Here is a 19,888-nt window from a genome sequence, read left to right as displayed (position 1 = left end):
GCCGCCGAGTCGCCCGTGGGTGTCGGGCGGCGGAGCCAACCGGGAGAACCTGCCTTGAGTCGTGAAACTGACACTCCGTCCTCCGGGCCCGACGGGCGCGGCGGAGCCGCGTACCCCTCGGGGACCCCGCCGTACGGGACGCCCGCGGCTTCCGACGACCGTACGGACGCGGGGCGTTCGGCCGCGCAGCCGGAGGAACGCAAGACCGAGACGACGCTGACGACCCGGATCCGGATCAACATCCCCGGATCGCGGCCCATTCCGCCGGTCGTCGTGCGCACCCCCGTCACGGACACCGAGCCCGCCGACGGGTCCACGACCGCCGAGACGCAGCTGCCGAGTTCCGCGCTGCCCACGGGCGTCGTCGAACCGACCGCCGAAATCGCCCTGCCCGCGGCCGAGGAGAAGACCAGCGACTGGTTCGCGCCGCGCAAGTCCGGCCCCGCGAAGGGCGGTCAGGGCGGTGGTAGCACCAACGGCGCGGGCATTCCGGGCGGTTCGGCCGCCGGAACCCCGAGTGCCGCCGCTCCGGCCGCCGGAGCGCCCGGGACCGCGCGGCCGACCGGTGGCCGGCCCGGCGGTGTGGTCGGTGCGATGGGCCTGCCGAGCGCCTCCCGGCCGGGCGGCGCCAACGGCTCCACGAACGGTGCCGGGTTCGCCGGCGCCACCGGCGGCGGACCCGTGGCCCCCGGGCACGGCGGCGGCACCGGTTCCTTCGACGTGACCGAGGCGCTCGCCGCGAGCGCCCTGGCCAACGGCTCCCGCCCGAACGGCGGCTCCGGCGAACCGCGCCGCGACGACCTGCCGTACTTCTCGGAGAACGGGCGGGGCGACCAGGGGGGCATCCCCGGCGGCGGCCAAGGCGTGCAGGGCGGCCAAGGCGTGCAGGGCGTGCAGGGCGGCTATCCCGGTGCCAACGGCCAGGGCGGCGAGCAGGGCGGCTTCCCCGGGCCCGGCGTCCAGGGCGGTTACCCCGAGCCCAACGGCCAGGGCGGGCCGGGAGCTTTCACCGGGACCAACGGCCACGGCGCGCACATCGAGCAGTTCCCCGGACCCGACGGGCAGGGCATGGGCCCCGGCGCCCCGGGCGGTCCCGGCGGAGCCAGCGGCTTCAACGGCCCGAACGGGCTCGGCGGCCAGGGCGGCCCCCAGGGCCCCGCGGGCCCGACCGGCGGCCCGGTCACCGGCGACGGCCTGATGCTGCCGCCCGGTGCCATGGGCGGCGCGCCCAGCGGCTACGCGGACGGACCGGGCGGCCCGGGAGGCGGAGCCGGCGGCCCCGGCGACGCGGCTCCCGGCCGACAGGGCGGTCGCGGCAGGGGCCGGGGCGGTCCCGCGGGTCCGGGCGGTCCCGGTGGTCCGGGCGCGGGCCCCGGCGGTCCCGCCATGGGCCTCGCCGGTCCCGGCACGGCCGGTGGCGCGAGTCTCCCCGGCACGATCCCCGGCGGCGGTCTCAGCGACGACACCGCGATCCTCACCCCGCAGAAGCTGGCCCAGCCCGGCATGCCCGGCTACGGCGCCCCCGCCGACCAGGTCTCCGGACACACCGTCACCAGCGGTATGCCCGTCGTCCCGGGCGGCGGCACCGCGCCGTTCGGTACGGGCACCCACCCCGACGGACCGCTGCCGCACACGCCTCCGAAGCTGCCCGAGTCCGGCGCGTCGCAGAGCGCGCCCGCCGGGAAGAACGCGGGCAAGGGCGCCGCGAAGAAAAAGAAGAAGGGCCGCAGCAAGCTGGTCCTGCTCGCCGTCGGCGTGGTCGTCGTCGCGGGCGGTGTCTACGGCGCCGGGCTGCTCATGAACCACACGGACGTGCCCAAGGGCACCACCGTGCTCGGCGTCGACATCGGCGGCGGCACCCGTGACGACGCCGTCAAGAAGCTCGACGACGCGTTCGGCGCCCGGGTGAACAAGCCGCTGAAGCTGTCGGTGGGCGGCCGGACGGTCTCGCTGAAGCCGGACCAGGCGGGCCTCCAGTTCGACTTCGCGTCCACCGTCAGCAAGGCCGCCACCAGCGACTACAACCCGGTCTCCGTGATCGGCTCGCTCTTCGGCCGGCACCGGGTGATCCAGCCCGACATGCCGACCGACGAGGAGAAGCTCCAGGCGGCCCTGGCGAACCTCGGCGGCTCCGGCTCCGGCACGGTGACCGAGGGCACGATCCAGTTCGAGTCGGGCAAGGCGGTCGCCGTCTACGGCAAGGCGGGCAAGGCCATCGACGCCTCCGGGTCCGTCGACGCCGTCGAGGAGGCCTACCGCACCGAGGTGGAGACCGACACGGCCACCACGGTGACGGTCCCCACCACCACCAAGCAGCCGACGGTCACGAACGCCGAGGTCGACCGCGAGATGAAGGCCTTCGCGGAACCGGCGATGTCCGGCCTCGCCACGGTCAAGACGGACACCGGTGTCACGCTCCTGCTGAGCCCGAAGAACTCCCTGTGGAAGTTCCTCAGGGTCAAGGCGGTCAACGGCAAGCTCACCGACAGCCCCGACCTGACCGCCCTCAAGGGCCTCTACGGCAGCGTCTTCGACAACGTCAAGATCACCCGGGCCACCGGCCAGAAGACGGCCGTCACCCCCCAGGACGTCTACGTCGCCCTGCGCCAGGCCCTGCTCAGCACGACCGACCGGGTGGGGATCATCGACACGACCCCCAGCTAGACCGCGCCCGACCGCACGAAGGGGGCACCCGGCAGCACGCCGGATGCCCCCTTCGTCGTACGGCACCGGTCGTCGTCGTGCGACGTCAGGCCGGACGCATGACATCTGTCATGCGCCACACCGGACCCCCGACACTGCCGGGCGGCACCCCCCGGCGGCGACGATGGGTGCCATGACGACAACAGCGGCGACCACCGCCACCCCGGTGGTCGGGTTCGACCAGGTGAGCAAGAGTTACGGCAGTGTCCGGGCCGTCGACGGGCTGTCGCTCGCGCTGCACCCGGGGGAGACGGTGGCCCTGCTCGGGCCCAACGGGGCCGGCAAGTCCACCGCGCTCGATCTGCTGCTCGGGCTCAAGCACGCCGACAGCGGCACGGTCAGCGTGTTCGGCACCAGCCCGCGCGAGGCGATCGTCGCCGGGCGGGTCGGCGCGATGCTCCAGAGCGGTGGCCTGATGGACGAGGTGACGGTCGGTGAACTGGTCAAACTGGCCTGCGCGCTGCACCCCCGGCCGTACAAGGTCGGCGATGTGATCGCCCGCGCGGGCATCGCCCAGATCGCCGACCGCAAGGTCAACAAGCTCTCCGGCGGCCAGGCGCAGCGCGTCCGCTTCGCCCTCGCGACCGCGGGCGACAGTGACCTGATCGTCCTCGACGAGCCGACCACCGGCATGGACGTCTCCGCCCGGCAGGCCTTCTGGGCCACCATGCGCGAACAGGCCGACCAGGGCCGTACGGTCCTCTTCGCCACCCACTACCTCGAAGAGGCCGACGCCATCGCGGACCGCGTCCTGGTCCTGCACCGCGGCCGGCTGCTCGCCGACGGCACCTCCGCCGAGATCAAGGCGAAGGCGGGCGCCCGCAGGATCGCCTTCGACCTGGAGGGCGAGATCGACGAGGCGGCGATCAGGGCCCTGCCCTTCCTGACCTCCGTCACCGTGTCCCACAGCGGCTCCGGCGCGGGCGGCGGCTCCACGATCCGCATCCAGTCCACCGACGCCGACGCGACCGTCCACGCGCTCTACGGCCTCGGTGTCTACCCCCGCAACCTCGAAGTCGCCGGGCTCGGCCTGGAGCAGGCCTTCGTCGCCATCACCACCGCCGAGGAGGCCAAGCAGTCATGAACAGCCTGATCAAACTGGAACTCACCCGCGCCCTGCGCAACCGCAAGTTCCTGTTCTTCTCGGTGATCTATCCCTCGGTGATCTTCCTGCTGGTCTCCAACCAGACCGGGAAGGTCGACGGCACAGGCCTGAGCGTCGCCAAGTACGTCATGGTCTCCATGGCCTCCTTCGGCGCCCTGACCGCCGTCCTGATGGGCAACAGCGAACGCATCGCCAAGGAACGGGAGAACGGCTGGGTACGGCAGCTGCGGCTGACCACCCTGCCCGGGCGCGGCTACGTCCTCGCCAAGACCGCCAGCGCCGCCGTGGTCAGCCTGCCGTCCATCGTGGTCGTCTTCCTCGTCGCCGCCCTGGTGAAGGACGTACGGCTGGACGCCTGGCAGTGGCTCGCGCTGACCGGCGCGATCTGGGCCGGCAGCCTGGTCTTCGCCGCGCTCGGCGTCGCCATCGGCTACCTCGCCTCAGGGGACGCGGTCCGCCCGATCACGATGATCGTCTACTTCGGACTGTCCATCCTCGGCGGCCTCTGGTTCCCGTCCACGACCTTCCCGACCTGGCTCCAGGACATCGCGAAGTGGCTGCCCACGCACGCGTACGCTGCCCTGGGGCAGGCCATCGAGCAGAGCCAGTCGCCCCACGCCAAGGACATCACCCTCCTCGTCGTCTACTTCGCGCTCTTCGCGGGCGGGGCGGCCTGGCTGTACCGGAAGGACACGCTGAAGGCGTGAGCGCGATGACGCAGGACCCGCGGTCCGAGGAGGAGGCCCAGGCGGACCGGCTGGTGCGGATCGGCCAGCCGCCCCGCAACCGCTCCGAGGCGATGCGCAAGCTGGTGTGGGTGGTGCCGTGGCTGGTCTTCCTCAGCGCCCCGGTGCACGACCTGACCTCGGGCCACCACACCACCCTGGCCACGGCGGCCGGCTGGGTCGGCTGGACCGCCTTCGTCGCGGCCTACCTGGCGGTCGTCTTCCGCACCATGGGCCGCCCCTACGCCGGCTGGACCGTCGCCGCCCTGGTCGCCCTGCTCGGCGTCCTCGCCGTCACCCTGGCCTTCACCCTCGGCGGTTCCTGGATCGGCCTGTTCGTCTACGTCTCCGTGTCCTGCGGGGTGGCCCTCCCGCTGCGCGCCGCGTACTGGACGATCCCGCTGACCACCGTCGCCATGATGCTGGCCGGCTGGCACGCCCACGACCTGGACGACGCCTGGGGCCTGTTCCTGGTGGTCCTGCTCATCGGCTACTCCATGACGGGCGTACGGCAACTGGTGCGCACGACGGTCGAGTTGCGCAAGGCGCGCGCCACGGTCGCCCAACTGGCGGCCAACGAGGAGCGGTTGCGCCTGGCCCGCGACCTGCACGACCTGCTCGGCCACTCCCTGTCCCTGATCACCCTGAAGAGCGAGCTGGCCGGCCGGATGCTCCCCGACCATCCCGACAAGGCGGCCCAGCAGGTCGCCGACATCGAACAGGTCAGCCGCCAGGCCCTGGTGGACGTCCGCGAGGCGGTCACCGGCTACCGCCGCCCCCGCCTCCCCGGCGAACTCGCGGGCGCCCAGGTCGCGTTGACGGCCGCCGGCGTCACCGCCGACCTCCCCGCCGAGCCGGACCTCACCGGCGTCCCCGAGGACAGCGAGTCCGCCCTCGCCTGGGCCCTGCGCGAGGCGACCACCAACGTGGTGCGGCACAGCGGCGCCCAGCGCTGCGTCGTCGAACTGGTCCGGCGCCAGACCCTCGACGGCCCGATGCTCGAACTCTCCGTCGAGGACAACGGCTCCGCCGGTTCAGGACAGGGCCCCGGCAACGGCCTGACCGGTCTCACCGAGCGCCTCGCGAAGGTCGGCGGCTCCCTGGAGACGACCCGCCTCAAGCACGGCTTCCGGCTGGTCGCACGGGTGCCCGCAGGCGTTCCGGTCGCCTCGGCGGACGTAGGATCGCCCGCATGAGCCGTACGATCAAGGTCCTGCTCGCCGAGGACCAGTCGATGGTCCGCGAGGCGCTGGCCGCACTGCTCGGCCTGGAGGACGACATCGAGGTCGTCGCCCAAGTGGCGCGCGGCGACGAGGTGTTGGCGGCGGCCCGGGACCACGGCGTGGACGTGGCCCTCCTCGACATCGAGATGCCCGGCTGCACCGGCATCGAGGCGGCGGCGCAGGTCCACAGAGCGCTGCCCGGGGTGAAGCTGGTGGTCCTGACGACCTTCGGCCGGCCCGGCTACCTCCGCAGCGCGATGGAGGCGGGCGCCGACGCCTTCCTGGTGAAGGACGCCCCGGCGGCCCAACTGGCCGAAGCGGTACGGAAGGTGCTCGCCGGCGAACGGGTCATCGACCCGACCCTGGCGGCGGCGGCCCTCGCCGAGGGCGCCAACCCGCTGACCGACCGGGAGCGCGAGGTCCTGCGGGCGGCGGCCGACGGTTCGACCAACGCCGAACTGGCCACGGCACTGCACCTGTCGCAGGGGACGGTCCGCAACTACCTGTCCACGGCGATCCAGAAGCTCGCGGTGCGGAACCGTGCGGAGGCGGTGCGGGCGGCCAGGGAGAAGGGCTGGCTGTAGGTCAGTTCAGCATCGAGCGGGCCGAGTGGGCCTGGCGCCGGACCTGGTCGGCGGTCGGCTCGTCCACCGCGGCCACCACCTCGGCGTACGACTCCAGTTCGGCCGCCCCCGTGACGTAGTCCCCGCGCTGCACCAGCAGTTGGGCCCGCTCGTAGCGCAGCCGCGCCGGATGCGAGGGCAGCAGCAGCGCCAACTCGACCGCCCACAACGCGACATCGGACCGCTCCGGCCGGGCCGCGGCCCACGCCCGGATGTTGTTCAGGACCCGGGAGACGACCTCCAGCGGCGCCGCGGGCACCAGCATCGAGGGCTCCAGCGAGGCGCCCGTCGCGCCCGCGACCAGCAACTCCGCGTCGCCGCCCGACAACAGCCGCCCGCCGTCGAACGGATCGGCCAGCACCTGTTCCTCCGCCGGCCCGAACCCCACCACGAAGTGCCCCGGCAGCGCGACCCCGTACACCGGCGCCCCGGCCCGCCGCGCGACCTCCATCCACACCACGGACAACAGGATGGGCAGCCCGCGCCGCCGCCGCAGCACCTCGTGCAGCAGCGAGGACCCCAGCCGCTGGTAGTCGCCGGGCGTACCGCGGAACTCGAAGCGGACGCCGAGGAGTTGACGCACCGCGTCGGCCCACGCCGCGGGCCCGCCGGGACGGTAGGGCAACTGCCCGGCCAGCCCGTCGAGTTCGACCTGCGCGGCGTCGAGGCCCGGGTCGTCCAGGGCGCCGTCCGCCGTCGCCCCCACCAGCAGGCACAGCGTGGCGAGATCGGGCCGCTCGGACCGGGCCTCCTCGGCGAACCGGGCACGGACGTCCGCCGACCGTTCGGGCGACGGGGGAGAGGGACAGGGACCGGGCATGGCGAACTCGAACCCCCTCACGACGAACCGTCGCGACCGTCACGAGCGCCGTCACCGGCATCACGGGTGTCACCCGCGTCACCGGTCGAGTCCGGCTCGCGGTAGTGGTGGTAGGCGTGATGCGCCGCGAACCCCATCCCGGAGTACAGCGCCCGCGCTCCCGTGTTGTCCGTCTCGACCTGCAACCACGCGGCCGACGCGCCCTCCTCCAGCGCCCGCGAGGCCAGCGCGGCCATCACGAGCGAGGCGAGTCCCTGTCGCCGTAGCGCCGGATCCACCTCGACGGCGGCGAAGCCGGCCCACCGGCCGTCGACGACGCAGCGCCCGATCGCGGCGGGCTCGGCGCCCTCGCCGGGAACCGTCGCGAACCACACCGAGGGTCCGCCGCCCAGCACCTTCAGGGCCACCTCGCTCACCCCCTTGCGCTGGTAGCGGGCCAGCCACGCGTCGTCGGCCGTCCGGCTCAGGACGACCCCGGCCGGGTCCGCCCGGTCGGCGACCGGGGCCAGCGCCCCGACCCACAGCTCGGCCGTCACCGCCCGGGTCCAGCCGCGCCGCTCCAGCTCGGCGCAGAGCAGCTCCTGCGTGCCCTCGGCGCCGGTCGCGGTCTGGACGTACGCGGGCAGGCCGCGGTCGCCGTACCACCGTCGTACGGCGGTCAGGGCCGCGTCGAGAGGCAGACCGGGATCGCCCAGCGGGAGCACGGAGTTGGCGCGGCGGGTGAATCCGGCGGCGGCGCGCAGCTCCCACTCGCCGAGCCGCTCGCTCTCCACCGGGCGCCAGCCCCGCGAGGAGACGAGCGCCAGCTCCCGGTAGCTCGCGGCGGGTCCCCGACGGCGGGCCGGGGCGGCCGGCACGACCTTGCCCGCCACCAGCGAGGATTCAGGAATAAGGATGGTTTCGCCGCGCTTCCGTGTGATGGTGACCACACCGTCGTCCCATGATGTGAGAACACCCACCGTGTCGGTGAACTTCTCGGCCGTGTCTTCACCCTCGGTCGAACGCCGCACGGACACCCGTTTGCCCACGTCAGCCGCGTTGATGCGGACCTCGAGCCGTCCGGCCGCAGAGATTTCCACAGGTCACTTCACCCCTCCTGTATGGATCACGCCCCGGAACGGAGATACTAGGTGCGGGCATGGACGACGCCGCGCTCCAGCGCGCCTGGCGGCGGAGCCTACAGAGGCCCGCCAGCGCCCTATCGAGGAGGAACGACAGCGTGACCTACGTCATCGCGCAGCCTTGTGTCGACGTCAAGGACAAGGCGTGCATCGAGGAGTGCCCGGTCGACTGCATCTACGAGGGCTCACGGTCCTTGTACATCCACCCGGACGAATGCGTCGACTGTGGTGCCTGTGAGCCGGTGTGCCCGGTCGAGGCCATCTTCTACGAGGACGACACTCCTGAGGAGTGGAAGGACTACTACAAGGCGAACGTCGAGTTCTTCGACGAGCTCGGCTCCCCGGGCGGTGCCAGCAAGCTGGGCCTGATCGAGCGCGACCACCCCTTCGTCGCCGGGCTGCCGCCGCAGAACCAGTAGGAGCGGCCCGCGCAGCCGCGCCGCCTCGGTCCCGTACGGCCTGATCACACCGGATCAGCGCCCTACGGGACCGAGGCATTTGCCGTGCCGGGTGTACCGGCCTCACCGGGTGTACCGGTCGTACCGAAGAAAGTGAGCGAGGAACCGTGTCCGCAGTCTCCGACCGTCTGCCCACCTTCCCCTGGGACAAGCTGGAGCCGTACAAGAAGACGGCGACGGCGCACCCGGGCGGCATCGTCGACCTGTCGGTCGGCACCCCGGTGGACCCGGTCCCCGATCTGATCCAGAAGGCCCTGATCGACGCGGCCGACTCGCCCGGCTACCCCACGGTCTGGGGCACCCCGGCCCTCCGCGACGCGCTCACCGGCTGGGTCGAACGCCGCCTCGGCGCCCGGGACGTCACCCACCGCCACGTGCTGCCGATCGTCGGCTCCAAGGAACTGGTCGCCTGGCTCCCCACGCAGCTGGGACTCGGCCCGGGCGACCGCGTCGCGTACCCGCGCCTCGCCTACCCGACGTACGAGGTGGGCGCCCGCCTGGCCCGCGCCGAGTACGAGGTCTACGACGACCCGCGCGACCTGGACCCGGCCGGCCTCAAGCTGCTGTGGCTGAACTCCCCGTCCAACCCGACCGGCAAGGTCCTCTCGAAGCGGGAGCTCACCGAGACCGTCGCCTGGGCCCGCAAGCACGGCGTCCTCGTCTTCTCCGACGAGTGCTACCTCGAACTGGGCTGGGAGGCCGACCCGGTCTCGGTCCTGCACCCGGACGTCAACGGCGGCTCCTACGACGGGCTCGTCGCCGTCCACTCCCTCTCCAAGCGCTCGAACCTCGCCGGCTACCGCGCCGCCTTCCTGGCCGGCGACCCGGCGGTCCTCGGCCCCCTGCTGGAGATCCGCAAGCACGGCGGCATGATGACCTCGGCCCCGACCCAGGCGGCGGTCGTGGCGGCCCTGGGCGACGACACCCACGTCCAGGAGCAGCGCGAGCGCTACAAGGCCCGCCGCGGCCTCCTGCGCGAGGCGCTGACCGCCCACGGCTTCCGCATCGAGCACAGCGAGGCCAGCCTCTACCTGTGGGCGACCCGCGACGAGTCCTGCTGGACCACGGTGGCCCACTTGGCCGACCTGGGCATCCTGGTGGCGCCGGGCGACTTCTACGGAGCGGCGGGCGAGAACTTCGTCCGCGTGGCGCTGACGGCCACGGACGAGCGGGTCAGGGCGGCCGTGGACAGGCTGCGCTGAGGCGCCGCCTCCGCCCCGCCCGGGGTTCTACGTACGACACGAGAAGGGGTCCGGGGAACACTCCCCGGACCCCTTCTCGCGCGGGCGGACAGCGGGTGGGCTAGCCGAGCGGCAGACCCTTCAGGGGCAGCTCCTGGGCCGTGGGCAGACCGCCCTTGGTGACCGCGTCGGTCGGCAGCCCGCCACCCGCCGTGGCCGTCTTCGCCGTCTCGCCGAGCAGGCCGCCGGCCTGGCCCGCCGTGTCCCCGGCGACCTGCTGCGCGGCCGGAGCCACCGTCTTGGCGACCTTCCCGCCGGTCTTCCCGGCGGCCGGCACCGCCTTCTCCAGCGTCTGGCCACCGGACTTGCCGGCGACCCCCGTGACGTTCTGGCTCGCGCCGTCGACCGTGTTGCCGACGCTCGCCCCGTCGAGCGCGGTCAGCGCGCCCAGGTTCGGGGTGGCCGGCAGGGAGGGGGCCGCACTGGCGGAGCCGGCCGCACCGACCCCGGCTGCCGCTCCCGCTGCGACGAGCAGCGCGGCACGGGCGATCCGGCGGGTCAGGGGGAGGGACATGATGCTCCTTGTGTTGATCTCCGGGCTCGGACGCAGTGACTACCGCTCGAAGCGCGCGAAGGTTGCGGAGCGCCAAAGTAAAGAGTTGGCAATGCGTCGCATTATCAGTTACGGATAAAAACGGACAAAGAGCGCCCGGCCCGAAAGGCCTCCGCATGCTCGCAGCCCTTTGTTTCCAAGGACTCCGGCACACCCCGGGGTGACCACGCGAAAACCTGAGCACCCCCGGACCCGGATCGACCGCGCGTGACCCCTACGGGTGAGGACCCGTACTGCTGCCCGGCTACTGCCCGGTGGGCTTCACGGTCTCGATGCGGACCCCGCCCGCGGCTTTGGCACCGGTCGCGTGCCACGGGTCGTTCGCGCTGCCCGCGGCCCACTCGCGGCCCGCGTACGACACGCGGTCGATGTGCAGCACCGAGGAGTTGGCCACCGCCCAGTGCGCGAGCTGCCAGCCGGTCTTCGTGCTGCCCGACCGCACCGGCAGGGTCACCGTGCTGCTCCCGCCCGTGGCACCACCGCTCGGCGACGGCGTGGCCGTGGCCCCGCCCTTCGACGTCGACCCGGACGTGCCCTTGGACGAGGTCCCGTCGCCCGTCACCTCCGCGCCCGTCTCCTTGAGCACCGCGCGCCCGAAGTCCCGTACCAGCGCGGCCCGTACGGCGTCCGGGCCGGTGGCGGTCACGGTGGTGTCCGGGAGGCCCTGACAGGTCAGCGTGGCCGCCGTCCGCCCGGTGAGGGCGGCGGACAGCAGCGCCGCGTCGGGCTCGTGCTTGGCGTACGCCTCCGGGTAACCGCTGCGCTGCACGCGCTGCGCGGCGACAGTGAGAGGGAGCTTCTCGTAGTCCTCCACCTTGGCCAGGTGCTCGTAGAAGACGCTCGCCGCGTACGTCGGGTCCATGATCTGCTTCTCGGTGCCCCAGCCCTGCGAGGGCCGCTGCTGGAACAGACCGAGCGAATCCCGGTCCCCGTGGGTGATGTTGACGAGCTGTGACTCCTGGATGGCGGTCGCCAGCGCGATCGTCACGGCCCGCTCGGGCATCCCGCGTCCGGTGCCGACGGCGGCGATCGTCGCCGCGTTCATCGTCTGCTCCTGCGTGAAGTCGAACTCCTGGCCGTCGTCCTTGCCGGAGACCACCTTGCAACCGGGGCCGCCCCGGCCGCCGGTGACGTACTGGATCACCAGGTAGCCCGCGACCGCGAGCAGCACCACGAAGGCGGCCGAGAACCGGAAGAGGCGACCGCGTCGACGCTTCTTTGGGGTGGGGGACTGCTCAGGCATCCCCACAAGGTACTGGAGGCTCCTGTTGCCGCTGCGCCGGGTGTGGACAAACGGTGGAGACGCCCTTCGCGTTAGGGTCGACGGCATGGCCGATACCCCACTTGACCTCACGCTGGACGCCGCACGCCTCACCGCGCAACTCGTCGACTTCCCCTCGGAGAGCGGCAGCGAGAAGCCTCTCGCGGACGCCGTGGAGACCGCGCTGCGCGCGCTGCCCCATCTGACGGTCGACCGGTACGGCAACAACATCGTCGCGCGCACCGACCTGGGCCGAACGGAACGCGTCATTCTGGCCGGCCACATCGACACGGTCCCGATCGCCGGCAACATCCCCTCGCGCCTCGACGAGAACGGCGTCCTGTGGGGCTGCGGCACCTGCGACATGAAGTCCGGCGTCGCCGTCCAGCTCCGCCTCGCGGCCACGGTCCCCGCCCCCAACCGCGACCTGACGTTCGTCTTCTACGACAACGAGGAGGTCGCCGCCCCGCTCAACGGCCTCAAGCACGTCTCCGAAGCCCATCCCGAGTGGCTGGAGGGCGACTTCGCGGTCCTCCTGGAGCCGACGGACGGTCAGGTCGAGGGAGGCTGCCAGGGCACGCTGCGCATGTTCCTGAAGTTCAAGGGAGAACGAGCGCACTCCGCGCGCGCGTGGATGGGCTCCAACGCGATCCACGCGGCCTCCCGGGCACTGGCCAGACTCGCCGCCTACGAGGCCCGCACACCGGTCGTGGACGGCCTCCGGTTCCACGAGGGCCTCAACGCGGTCCGCGTGGAAGGGGGAGTGGCCACGAACGTCATCCCCGACGAGTGCACCCTGGTCGTCAACTTCCGCTACGCGCCCGACCGCAGCGAGGCCGAGGCGGAGGCCTTCGTGCGCGAGTACTTCGCCGACTGCGGGGTCGACGAGTTCGTCGTGGACGACCACACCGGAGGGGCCCGCCCCGGCCTGACCCACCCGGCCGCCGCGGCCTTCATGGCGGCCGTCGGCGGCGAGGCCCGCCCCAAGTTCGGCTGGACCGACGTGGCCCGCTTCAGCGCCCTCGGAGTGCCCGCGGTGAACTACGGCCCCGGAGCCCAACTCCTCGCCCACAAGGTCGACGAGAGGGTCGAGGCGGCCCTCGTCCCCGAGGCGGAGCGCCGACTTCGGGACTGGCTCACCGCCTGACATCCGTATGTCCCCCCTCCGTAACCCGCGTAGACCTACGCTGAGGTACGAAACACCTGCAAGTGGAGGGAGCGCACATGGCTACAGGCAACCCCGAGGGCAAGCAGCAGCCACCGGAGGAACAGCGCCTGGGACCGGTCCTCCGGAGGCGCGGCCAGGTGACCGCGAGCACGACCGACCAGCGTCTCCTGGACGCGGGCGGCCCCTCGGACTGGGTCCACACCGACCCGTGGCGCGTTCTGCGCATCCAGTCGGAGTTCATCGAGGGCTTCGGCACCCTGGCCGAACTGCCGCCCGCGATCAGCGTGTTCGGCTCGGCCCGGACCAAGCCGGACTCACCGGAGTACGAAGCGGGCGTACGGCTCGGACACGCCCTCGTGGAGGCCGGGTGGGCCGTGATCACCGGCGGCGGCCCCGGAGCCATGGAGGCGGCCAACAAGGGCGCCCTGGAGGCCAAGGGCGTCTCCGTCGGCCTGGGCATCGAGCTGCCCTTCGAACAGGGGCTCAACCCCTACGTCGACATCGGCCTGAACTTCCGTTACTTCTTCGTCCGCAAGATGATGTTCGTCAAGTACGCCCAGGGCTTCGTGGTCCTGCCCGGCGGCCTCGGCACCCTCGACGAGCTCTTCGAGGCCCTCACCCTCGTGCAGACCCAGAAGGTCACCCGCTTCCCGATCGTCCTCTTCGGCAGCGCGTACTGGGGCGGCCTGGTCGACTGGCTGACGAACACCCTGGTCGCCCAGGGCAAGGCGTCGGAGAAGGACCTCCTCCTGTTCCACGTGACGGACGACGTGGACGAGGCGGTCGCGCTGGTGTCGAAGGAAGCCGGCCGCTGACGGCTCCCCGCTACGCGAGCCCCCGGCGGGCCACCGCCGGGGGCCGATGCCCCGCGATCGACGCCACCATGTCCAGCACCTGCCGGGTCTCCGCGACCTCGTGCACCCGGTACACCTGGGCCCCCAGCCACGCGGACACGGCAGTGGTCGCGAGCGTGCCGACGACCCGCTCCTTGACCGGCTTGTCGAGCGTCTCGCCCACGAAGTCCTTGTTGGACAGCGAGACCAGTACGGGCCACCCCGTCTCGACCATCTCCCCGAGCCGCCGGGTCGCCTCCAGGCTGTGCCGCGTGCTCTTCCCGAAGTCGTGCCCGGGATCGATCAGCACCGACTCCCTGGGCACCCCCAGGGCCACGGCCCGCTCGGCGAGCCCCAGGGTCACCCGCAGGACGTCCGCCATGACGTCGTCGTAGGCCACCCGGTGCGGACGCGTCCGCGGCTCGGCGCCGCCCGCGTGCGTGCACACCAGCCCGACGCCGTACCGCGCGGCGACCTCCGCGAGCCGGAGGTCGACACCGCCCCACGCGTCGTTCAGGAGATCCGCGCCGGCCTCGCAGACGGCCTCGCCGACCTCGTGCCGCCAGGTGTCGACGCTGATGACCACGTCCGGGAAGCGGCGCCGCACCTCGGCCACGAAACCGACCGTGCGCCGCGCCTCCTCCTCGGCGGTGACCTCCTCGCCGGGGCCCGCCTTCACCCCGCCGATGTCGATGATGGCGGCCCCTTCGGCCACCGCCTGCTCCACGCGCGCGAGGGCGGGTTCGTCGCGGAACGTCGCCCCCTGGTCGTAGAAGGAGTCCGGGGTCCGGTTCACGATCGCCATGATCACCGGCTCGTGCGCGCCGAATTCACGCCTGCCCAGCCTGAGCATCCCCTGTGACCTTTCCTGGTACCTACCGGTCTTCAGCCGCCTGTGACCCTAACTGTCAGCGTCGCATGGCACGATCGGACCCTGACACATTCGGCTTCGGCACGTCCGACATCGACGCCCGTGGAGACCTCAGAGATGTTCATGTTCCTGTTCCTGGTCGTCGGGCTCGCCGTCGTGGTCGGCGCCGTGACCCTCTCGGTGATCGGCGGCGGTGAGAACGCCCCGCTGCCCGACGTCGCCCCCGAGCGCCTCGACGACGCCCTGCCCCAGGACCGGCCCGTCGACCAGGCCGACGTGGAGACCCTGCGCTTCCCGCTCGCCGCGCGGGGCTACCGCATGGCCGAGGTGGACGACGCGCTCAACCGCATCGGCGCCGAACTCGCCGAGCGGGACGCCCGGATCGCCGACCTGGAGTCCGCGCTCGCGGGCGCGCGCAGCCACCGCGTCTCGATCGAGAAGCCCGTCGAAGGCGACCACCAGTGAGCGACGCCGTGGCCGGTCCGGACGGCGCCCTGCGCTGCCCCTGGGCGCTGTCCACCGACGACTACGTCACCTACCACGACGAGGAGTGGGGCCGCCCGGTCCACGGCGACGACGCCCTCTACGAACGGCTCTCCCTTGAGGCCTTCCAGTCGGGCCTGTCCTGGATCACCATCCTGCGCCGCCGCGAGGGCTTCCGGGCCGCCTTCGCGGGCTTCCGGATCGCCGAGGTGGCGACCTTCACGGACGCCGACCGCGAACGCCTCCTCGCCGACGCGGGCATCATCCGCAACCGCGCCAAGGTGGACGCCACGATCGCCAACGCGCGCGTGCTGGCCGACTGGGCGCCGGGCGAGCTGGACGAGTTCATCTGGTCCCACGCCCCGGAGCCGGGCCCGGCCCCGAAGACACTCGGGGACGTCCCGGCCGTCACCGACGCGTCGACGGCCCTGTCGAAGGCCCTGAAGAAGCGGGGCCTGAGATTCGTCGGGCCGACGACGGCGTACGCCCTGATGCAGGCCTGCGGCCTGGTGGACGACCACCTGGCGGACTGTGTGGCCCGCCGCACCTGAGCCGGCTCAGCGGCCCAGGTACTTCGGGGTCTCCTTGTTGACGAAGGCCTGCACGGCGATGGCGTGGTCCTCCGACGCGCCCGCGCGGGCCTGGAGTTCGTCCTCCTTCTCCAGCGTCTCCTCAAGGGTGTGCGAGAAGCCGTAGGCGACGGCCTCCTTGATCGCCGCGTACGCCACCGTCGGGCCGTCCGCCAGGGCCCGCGCCACCTTCGCGGCCTCCGCGTGCAGCTCGGCCGCGGGCACGAGACGGTTGGCGATCCCGAGGTCGTGCGCGTCCTGGGCGGTGATCGTGCGGGGGAAGAGCAGCAGGTCGGAGGCGCGCCCGGGGCCGACGACCCGGGGCAGCGTCCAGGAGATGCCGGAGTCCGCGGTCAGCGCCACGCCCGCGAAGGACGTGTTGAAGCCGGCGGTGTCCGCCACCACGCGGTAGTCCGCGGCCAGCGCGAGCCCGAAGCCGGCCCCGGCCGCGACCCCGTTGACCCCGGCGACCACGGGCTTGGCCATGCCGGTCAGCGCCCGCACGATGGGGTTGTAGTGCTCCTTGACCGTGGTCATGGTGGCCCCGGTCCCGGCCTCCCGGTCGGAGGCCAGGAGCGTGATGTGCTCCTTGAGGTCCTGGCCTACGCAGAACGCCCGCTCCCCGGCCGCGGTCAGCAGCACCGCCCGTACGGCGTCGTCGCCCGCCGCGGCCTCTACCGCCTCCCGGAGGGCGACCTTGGTCGCGATGTTCAGCGCGTTCATCGCCTCCGGGCGGTTCAGCGTGATCGTCGCGAGTCCGTCGCTCACCTCGTAGAGCACGGTGTCGGCCATGGTGTGTCCCCTCCGGTGTCGCCGCTCGGGCGTACCGGTCGGTACGCCCAACGTCCGTAGGACAGCATGGCGGAGATCGCCGTCCGAGCACCGGACCGGACGTGTGACCTGCGTCAAAGAATTCCGGGCCGGTTTCGGTCGGCGGGGGTCCGCGCGGTGGCGCAGTATCGCAGTCACATCGGCGAATTGGGTGGTTTTGCTCGCGCGCGTTGCCCAAGCGATGCCGACTGATGTTGGTCATCGGGTCCTGAGATGCGGGATAATGGCTTGGAAGCAATGTGTTCGATGCCGGTGACGCGTGTCTCATTGGGGGCCGCGCGTGCCCTCCATGGGGCCGTCGGCGACGATGAGCTGGTTTCAGGAAGGGGAACGAGCATGGCGGCCATGAAGCCGCGGACGGGCGATGGCCCGCTCGAGGTGACCAAGGAGGGGCGGGGCATCGTCATGCGCGTTCCGCTCGAAGGCGGCGGTCGGCTCGTCGTCGAGCTGACCCCTGACGAGGCCGACGCCCTGGGCGACGCCCTCAAGAAGGTCGTCGGCTGACGCGGCGGAACGCGCCCATACCCCTTCAGCCGCCCCGGCATCCGCGATGGTGCCGGGGCCGCTGCTTTCCCGCGTTGCCACGGTTCCCTACCGCTTGACCGCGCACAGCAGGCCGTCGCCCACCGGGAGCAGCGACGGCACCAGCTCCGCGCTCTCGCGCACCGCGCGCAGCACCTCGCGCAGCCGCAGCACCTCGGTCGGCTGCGGGCCCGAGTCCACGGTCCGGCCGTTGGCGAAGACGCCCTCGAAGACCACCAGGCCACCCGGACGCAGCAGGCGCAACGATTCAGCGAGATAGTCCAGGAACTCCTGCCGGTCGCCGTCGCAGAACACCAGGTCGTAGCCGGCGTCCGCGAGCCGGGGCAGCACGTCCAGGGCGCGGCCCGGGATGAAGCGGGCCCGGTTGCTGGCGAAGCCGCAGGCGCGGAAGGCCTGGCGGGCGAACTGCTGGTGGTCCGGCTCCTGGTCGACGGTGGTCAGCACCCCGTCGGGCCGCATGCCGTGCAGAAGATGCATTCCGGACACGCCGGTCCCGGTGCCGATCTCCGCCACCGCCTTCGCGTCCACGGTGGCGGCCAGCATCCGCAGCGCGGCTCCCGTGCCGGGCGACACCGAGCGCAGCCCTGCCTCGCGGGCCCGGTCCCGGGCCCAGCGCAGTGCTTCGTCCTCGGCGACATAGGCGTCGGCGAACGCCCAGCTCGTCTGCCGGTTGCCGGTAATGACCCTCTCCTGTCCCCGTGGTTGCCTGGGCGTGACTGTATCCGTTGGTGCCGGGAACCTGCTGATGGGACCGGGCGTTTAGAGAGGCAGGAATGCACTGGGGGACGCGGCCGGAGGGGAGAGCGGGGGATGAGGATGGATCAGGACGCCGAGCAGCGGCGGGAGCGGGTGCCCGAGCATCGGCTCGTACCGGCGGAGGGTCGGTATGAGCATGTATCAAATTCTCGTAAAACCCCTTATCCGGAGCTAACGGGCGAGGTGGCTATGGTAGGTGCTCCACTGGACACCACCAGAGCCGACAGGGGAGGTGCGGCTGTACCCGTGGATCGGGGAGGAGTGCTCCGGCGCTTTCTCGGATCGGCGGGCAGGCCGAAATCCGTGAACGACACCGCTGCTGACCACAGCCACGCCGCTGACCACGCCCAGACCGCGACCTTCTCCACCGACGCGGACGGGCAGGCGTGGACTCCGCCCACCTGGGAGGAGATCGTCAGCACCCACAGCGGCCGTGTGTACCGGCTCGCGTACCGCCTGACGGGGAACCAGCACGACGCCGAGGACCTCACCCAGGAGGTCTTCGTCCGGGTCTTCCGTTCCCTGTCGACCTACACGCCCGGCACCTTCGAGGGCTGGCTGCACCGCATCACCACCAACCTCTTCCTGGACATGGTCCGTCGCAAGCAGCGCATCCGTTTCGACGCGCTGGGGGAGGACGCGGCCGAGCGCCTGCCCAGCCGCGAGCCCTCGCCGCAGCAGGTCTTCAACGACGCGCACTTCGACGCCGACGTCCAGCAGGCCCTGGACACCCTCGCGCCGGAGTTCCGCGCGGCCGTCGTCCTGTGCGACATCGAGGGCCTCTCCTACGAGGAGATCGCCGCGACCCTGGGCGTCAAGCTCGGCACCGTCCGGTCCCGGATCCACCGCGGCCGTTCCCAGCTGCGCAAGGCCCTCGCGCACCGCTCGCCGGAAGCACGGGCCGAGCGCCGCTCCTTCGTGGCGCGTGTGCCCGCGCTGGGGGGAGGGGGCGCGACCGCGTGAGTGGATCACGTCCTACGCCTGCGGAGCAGCATCTGGGAGACCGACTTTCCGCCCTGGTGGACGGGGAGCTCGGTCATGAGTCGCGCGAGCGCGTACTGGCGCACCTGGCCACCTGTACGAAGTGCAAGGCCGAGGCCGACGCGCAGCGCCGACTGAAGAACGTGTTCGCGGAAATGGCCCCGCCGCCGCCCTCCGAGAGCTTCCTGGCCCGCCTCCAGGGCCTTCCCGGGGGAGACGGCGACACCGATGGCGAGGAGCCGCCCGGCGGCGAACTCTTCGCCGGGATCGGCGTCTTCGGCGTCAAAAGAGACGGCCCGCTCGACGCCTTCGAGTTCGGCTACGTCCCCGCGCGCCCGCACGCGGCCACGGCGCTGACCCCTTCGTCCCCGTCCCGGTCCGCCCGCGAGGGCTTCCGCATCCATGACGTCAGCCGGCACGACAGCGACCGCTCCGCCTCGCGCGGCATGCGGTTCGCGTTCGTCGCCGCCGGAGCGGTCTCACTGGCCGCCATCGCCCTGGGCGGGGTGGCCACGGTCACTCCGGGCGACACCGCCGCGGAGGCGCGCGGTGGCACCGGCGTGACTCCGGCGCGCACCCAGGGCACGGGCGCCGCGACCGCCGACTCCGGGCGCCGCCGGGGCGTCGGGCCCCTGCTCGCCCAGGGCGCGAGCCAGCGGTCCATGCTCGGTGACACCGCGGTCGTCCCGACCTCCGTCTCCGCGCCGCTGCTGCCCGGGGTGCCGTCCCCGGCGGCCGTCCGGGGCGACGACGAGGTCATGCATTCGCTGACGGCACCCGTGGTGGCCGGCGCGGCGGTCATGTCCCCGCTGATACGCCCGCTCACCACCACCCCGCCGGTCGCCCTCACGGCCTGGTCCACGGCCCCCGAGGTCACGGCCCCCGGTCTGCTGCGCGCACCCGACGCCACCTCGTCCCCCACTCCGGCCCCCTCCGCCTCCTCCCGCCCCCACCGCTGACCTGCCCCTGCGCAACACCCCGCCGACCTGGTTGAATCCGGGGCGTACGGGGTGGCACGGC

General features: G+C 72.4%; 21 protein-coding genes. 14 read left to right on the top strand and 7 right to left on the bottom strand.

The window, feature by feature from the left end; genetic code table 11:
• Positions 1-54: 54 nt before the first annotated feature.
• From ACIQPR_RS01670 to ACIQPR_RS01650, 5 genes are all read left to right on the top strand, one after another.
• Positions 55-2,664, top strand: a complete 2,610-nt coding sequence (locus ACIQPR_RS01670) for a hypothetical protein (protein WP_403640293.1) — start codon at positions 55-57, stop codon at positions 2,662-2,664.
• A 172-nt stretch (positions 2,665-2,836) separates the two neighbouring features.
• Entirely contained in the window at positions 2,837-3,787 is a 951-nt protein-coding gene (locus ACIQPR_RS01665; RefSeq protein ID WP_403640290.1) for an ABC transporter ATP-binding protein, read from the top strand.
• Positions 3,784-4,515, top strand: a complete 732-nt coding sequence (locus ACIQPR_RS01660; RefSeq protein ID WP_403640287.1) for an ABC transporter permease — start codon at positions 3,784-3,786, stop codon at positions 4,513-4,515. Before ACIQPR_RS01665 ends, ACIQPR_RS01660 begins: the two co-directional genes overlap by 4 nt.
• A 5-nt stretch (positions 4,516-4,520) precedes the next feature.
• A complete protein-coding gene (locus tag ACIQPR_RS01655; RefSeq protein WP_403642820.1) occupies positions 4,521-5,729 on the top strand; it encodes a sensor histidine kinase in 1,209 nt (402 codons plus the stop codon).
• On the top strand, positions 5,726-6,340 hold the full coding sequence (locus tag ACIQPR_RS01650; protein ID WP_403640285.1) for a response regulator: 615 nt from the start codon (positions 5,726-5,728) through the stop codon (positions 6,338-6,340). Before ACIQPR_RS01655 ends, ACIQPR_RS01650 begins: the two co-directional genes overlap by 4 nt.
• Position 6,341: 1 nt before the next feature.
• On the opposite strand, the gene ACIQPR_RS01645 is transcribed toward ACIQPR_RS01650, so the two are convergent.
• Positions 6,342-7,199: a tetratricopeptide repeat protein gene (locus ACIQPR_RS01645; protein WP_403640284.1), complete on the bottom strand. Its 858-nt coding sequence runs from the start codon at positions 7,197-7,199 to the stop codon at positions 6,342-6,344.
• Between the two features lie 17 nt (positions 7,200-7,216).
• Positions 7,217-8,278 carry a GNAT family N-acetyltransferase gene (locus tag ACIQPR_RS01640; RefSeq protein WP_403640281.1) on the bottom strand — a complete coding sequence of 354 codons (1,062 nt, stop codon included), beginning with the start codon at positions 8,276-8,278 and terminating at the stop codon, positions 7,217-7,219.
• Between the two features lie 140 nt (positions 8,279-8,418).
• Between ACIQPR_RS01640 and fdxA the strand changes: the two genes are divergently transcribed.
• Positions 8,419-8,739: a ferredoxin gene (gene fdxA / locus ACIQPR_RS01635; protein ID WP_006346810.1), complete on the top strand. Its 321-nt coding sequence runs from the start codon at positions 8,419-8,421 to the stop codon at positions 8,737-8,739.
• A gap of 146 nt (positions 8,740-8,885) precedes the next feature.
• Positions 8,886-9,980 (top strand): bifunctional succinyldiaminopimelate transaminase/glutamate-prephenate aminotransferase, encoded by a 1,095-nt coding sequence (locus ACIQPR_RS01630; RefSeq protein ID WP_403640278.1) that lies wholly within the window; start codon positions 8,886-8,888, stop codon positions 9,978-9,980.
• A gap of 100 nt (positions 9,981-10,080) precedes the next feature.
• Here ACIQPR_RS01630 and ACIQPR_RS01625 read toward each other — a convergent pair whose 3' ends face one another.
• Positions 10,081-10,533: an ATP-binding protein gene (locus ACIQPR_RS01625; RefSeq protein WP_403640276.1), complete on the bottom strand. Its 453-nt coding sequence runs from the start codon at positions 10,531-10,533 to the stop codon at positions 10,081-10,083.
• Positions 10,534-10,816: 283 nt separating this feature from the next.
• Positions 10,817-11,815, bottom strand: coding sequence for a heavy metal transporter (locus ACIQPR_RS01620; protein ID WP_403640273.1), 999 nt, complete (start codon positions 11,813-11,815; stop codon positions 10,817-10,819).
• A gap of 85 nt (positions 11,816-11,900) precedes the next feature.
• On the opposite strand from ACIQPR_RS01620, the gene dapE reads away from it, so the two are divergent.
• Positions 11,901-12,980, top strand: coding sequence for a succinyl-diaminopimelate desuccinylase (dapE, locus tag ACIQPR_RS01615; RefSeq protein ID WP_403640270.1), 1,080 nt, complete (start codon positions 11,901-11,903; stop codon positions 12,978-12,980).
• A gap of 77 nt (positions 12,981-13,057) precedes the next feature.
• Positions 13,058-13,816, top strand: a complete 759-nt coding sequence (locus tag ACIQPR_RS01610; RefSeq protein WP_403640267.1) for a TIGR00730 family Rossman fold protein — start codon at positions 13,058-13,060, stop codon at positions 13,814-13,816.
• A gap of 10 nt (positions 13,817-13,826) precedes the next feature.
• Here ACIQPR_RS01610 and folP read toward each other — a convergent pair whose 3' ends face one another.
• Positions 13,827-14,687 (bottom strand): dihydropteroate synthase, encoded by an 861-nt coding sequence (gene folP, locus ACIQPR_RS01605; RefSeq protein WP_403640264.1) that lies wholly within the window; start codon positions 14,685-14,687, stop codon positions 13,827-13,829.
• 135 nt (positions 14,688-14,822) lie between these two features.
• Here folP and ACIQPR_RS01600 point away from each other — a divergent pair, with 135 nt between their 5' ends.
• Together ACIQPR_RS01600 and ACIQPR_RS01595 are read left to right on the top strand one after the other, a co-directional pair.
• The gene (locus ACIQPR_RS01600; RefSeq protein ID WP_403642817.1) at positions 14,823-15,170 is read left to right on the top strand and encodes a DivIVA domain-containing protein; all 348 of its coding nucleotides are present in this window, start codon (positions 14,823-14,825) and stop codon (positions 15,168-15,170) included.
• Positions 15,167-15,739 carry a DNA-3-methyladenine glycosylase I gene (locus ACIQPR_RS01595; RefSeq protein ID WP_403640261.1) on the top strand — a complete coding sequence of 191 codons (573 nt, stop codon included), beginning with the start codon at positions 15,167-15,169 and terminating at the stop codon, positions 15,737-15,739. The genes ACIQPR_RS01600 and ACIQPR_RS01595 overlap by 4 nt, the downstream gene beginning before the upstream one ends.
• A 6-nt stretch (positions 15,740-15,745) precedes the next feature.
• On the opposite strand, the gene ACIQPR_RS01590 is transcribed toward ACIQPR_RS01595, so the two are convergent.
• Positions 15,746-16,549: an enoyl-CoA hydratase/isomerase family protein gene (locus tag ACIQPR_RS01590; protein WP_403640258.1), complete on the bottom strand. Its 804-nt coding sequence runs from the start codon at positions 16,547-16,549 to the stop codon at positions 15,746-15,748.
• Between the two features lie 375 nt (positions 16,550-16,924).
• Between ACIQPR_RS01590 and ACIQPR_RS01585 the strand changes: the two genes are divergently transcribed.
• Positions 16,925-17,092, top strand: coding sequence for a DUF3117 domain-containing protein (locus ACIQPR_RS01585; RefSeq protein ID WP_003966491.1), 168 nt, complete (start codon positions 16,925-16,927; stop codon positions 17,090-17,092).
• An 87-nt stretch (positions 17,093-17,179) separates the two neighbouring features.
• Here ACIQPR_RS01585 and ACIQPR_RS01580 read toward each other — a convergent pair whose 3' ends face one another.
• Positions 17,180-17,878 (bottom strand): O-methyltransferase, encoded by a 699-nt coding sequence (locus ACIQPR_RS01580; RefSeq protein ID WP_403642815.1) that lies wholly within the window; start codon positions 17,876-17,878, stop codon positions 17,180-17,182.
• A 270-nt stretch (positions 17,879-18,148) separates the two neighbouring features.
• On the opposite strand from ACIQPR_RS01580, the gene sigE reads away from it, so the two are divergent.
• On the top strand, positions 18,149-18,850 hold the full coding sequence (gene sigE / locus ACIQPR_RS01575; protein ID WP_019072074.1) for an RNA polymerase sigma factor SigE: 702 nt from the start codon (positions 18,149-18,151) through the stop codon (positions 18,848-18,850).
• On the top strand, positions 18,847-19,827 hold the full coding sequence (locus ACIQPR_RS01570; RefSeq protein ID WP_403640256.1) for a zf-HC2 domain-containing protein: 981 nt from the start codon (positions 18,847-18,849) through the stop codon (positions 19,825-19,827). The genes sigE and ACIQPR_RS01570 overlap by 4 nt, the downstream gene beginning before the upstream one ends.
• Positions 19,828-19,888: the final 61 nt, after the last annotated feature.

Origin of the sequence: Streptomyces sp. NPDC091280, from assembly GCF_044768565.1 — a bacterium.
Classification (GTDB): domain Bacteria; phylum Actinomycetota; class Actinomycetes; order Streptomycetales; family Streptomycetaceae; genus Streptomyces.
This window is presented reverse-complemented; position numbering and strand designations above follow the sequence as displayed.

Excerpts from the sequence above, each read along its gene's own strand:
- ACIQPR_RS01665 (WP_403640290.1), top strand. The coding sequence starts at position 2,837 with ATGACGACAACAGCGGCGACCACCGCCACCCCGGTGGTCGGGTTCGAC.
- ACIQPR_RS01660 (WP_403640287.1), top strand. The coding sequence starts at position 3,784 with ATGAACAGCCTGATCAAACTGGAACTCACCCGCGCCCTGCGCAACCGC.
- ACIQPR_RS01655 (WP_403642820.1), top strand. The coding sequence starts at position 4,521 with ATGACGCAGGACCCGCGGTCCGAGGAGGAGGCCCAGGCGGACCGGCTG.
- ACIQPR_RS01650 (WP_403640285.1), top strand. The coding sequence starts at position 5,726 with ATGAGCCGTACGATCAAGGTCCTGCTCGCCGAGGACCAGTCGATGGTC.
- ACIQPR_RS01645 (WP_403640284.1), bottom strand. The coding sequence starts at position 7,199 with ATGCCCGGTCCCTGTCCCTCTCCCCCGTCGCCCGAACGGTCGGCGGAC.
- ACIQPR_RS01625 (WP_403640276.1), bottom strand. The coding sequence starts at position 10,533 with ATGTCCCTCCCCCTGACCCGCCGGATCGCCCGTGCCGCGCTGCTCGTC.
- ACIQPR_RS01620 (WP_403640273.1), bottom strand. The coding sequence starts at position 11,815 with ATGCCTGAGCAGTCCCCCACCCCAAAGAAGCGTCGACGCGGTCGCCTC.
- dapE (WP_403640270.1), top strand. The coding sequence starts at position 11,901 with ATGGCCGATACCCCACTTGACCTCACGCTGGACGCCGCACGCCTCACC.
- ACIQPR_RS01610 (WP_403640267.1), top strand. The coding sequence starts at position 13,058 with ATGGCTACAGGCAACCCCGAGGGCAAGCAGCAGCCACCGGAGGAACAG.
- folP (WP_403640264.1), bottom strand. The coding sequence starts at position 14,687 with ATGCTCAGGCTGGGCAGGCGTGAATTCGGCGCGCACGAGCCGGTGATC.
- ACIQPR_RS01600 (WP_403642817.1), top strand. The coding sequence starts at position 14,823 with ATGTTCATGTTCCTGTTCCTGGTCGTCGGGCTCGCCGTCGTGGTCGGC.
- ACIQPR_RS01590 (WP_403640258.1), bottom strand. The coding sequence starts at position 16,549 with ATGGCCGACACCGTGCTCTACGAGGTGAGCGACGGACTCGCGACGATC.
- ACIQPR_RS01585 (WP_003966491.1), top strand. The coding sequence starts at position 16,925 with ATGGCGGCCATGAAGCCGCGGACGGGCGATGGCCCGCTCGAGGTGACC.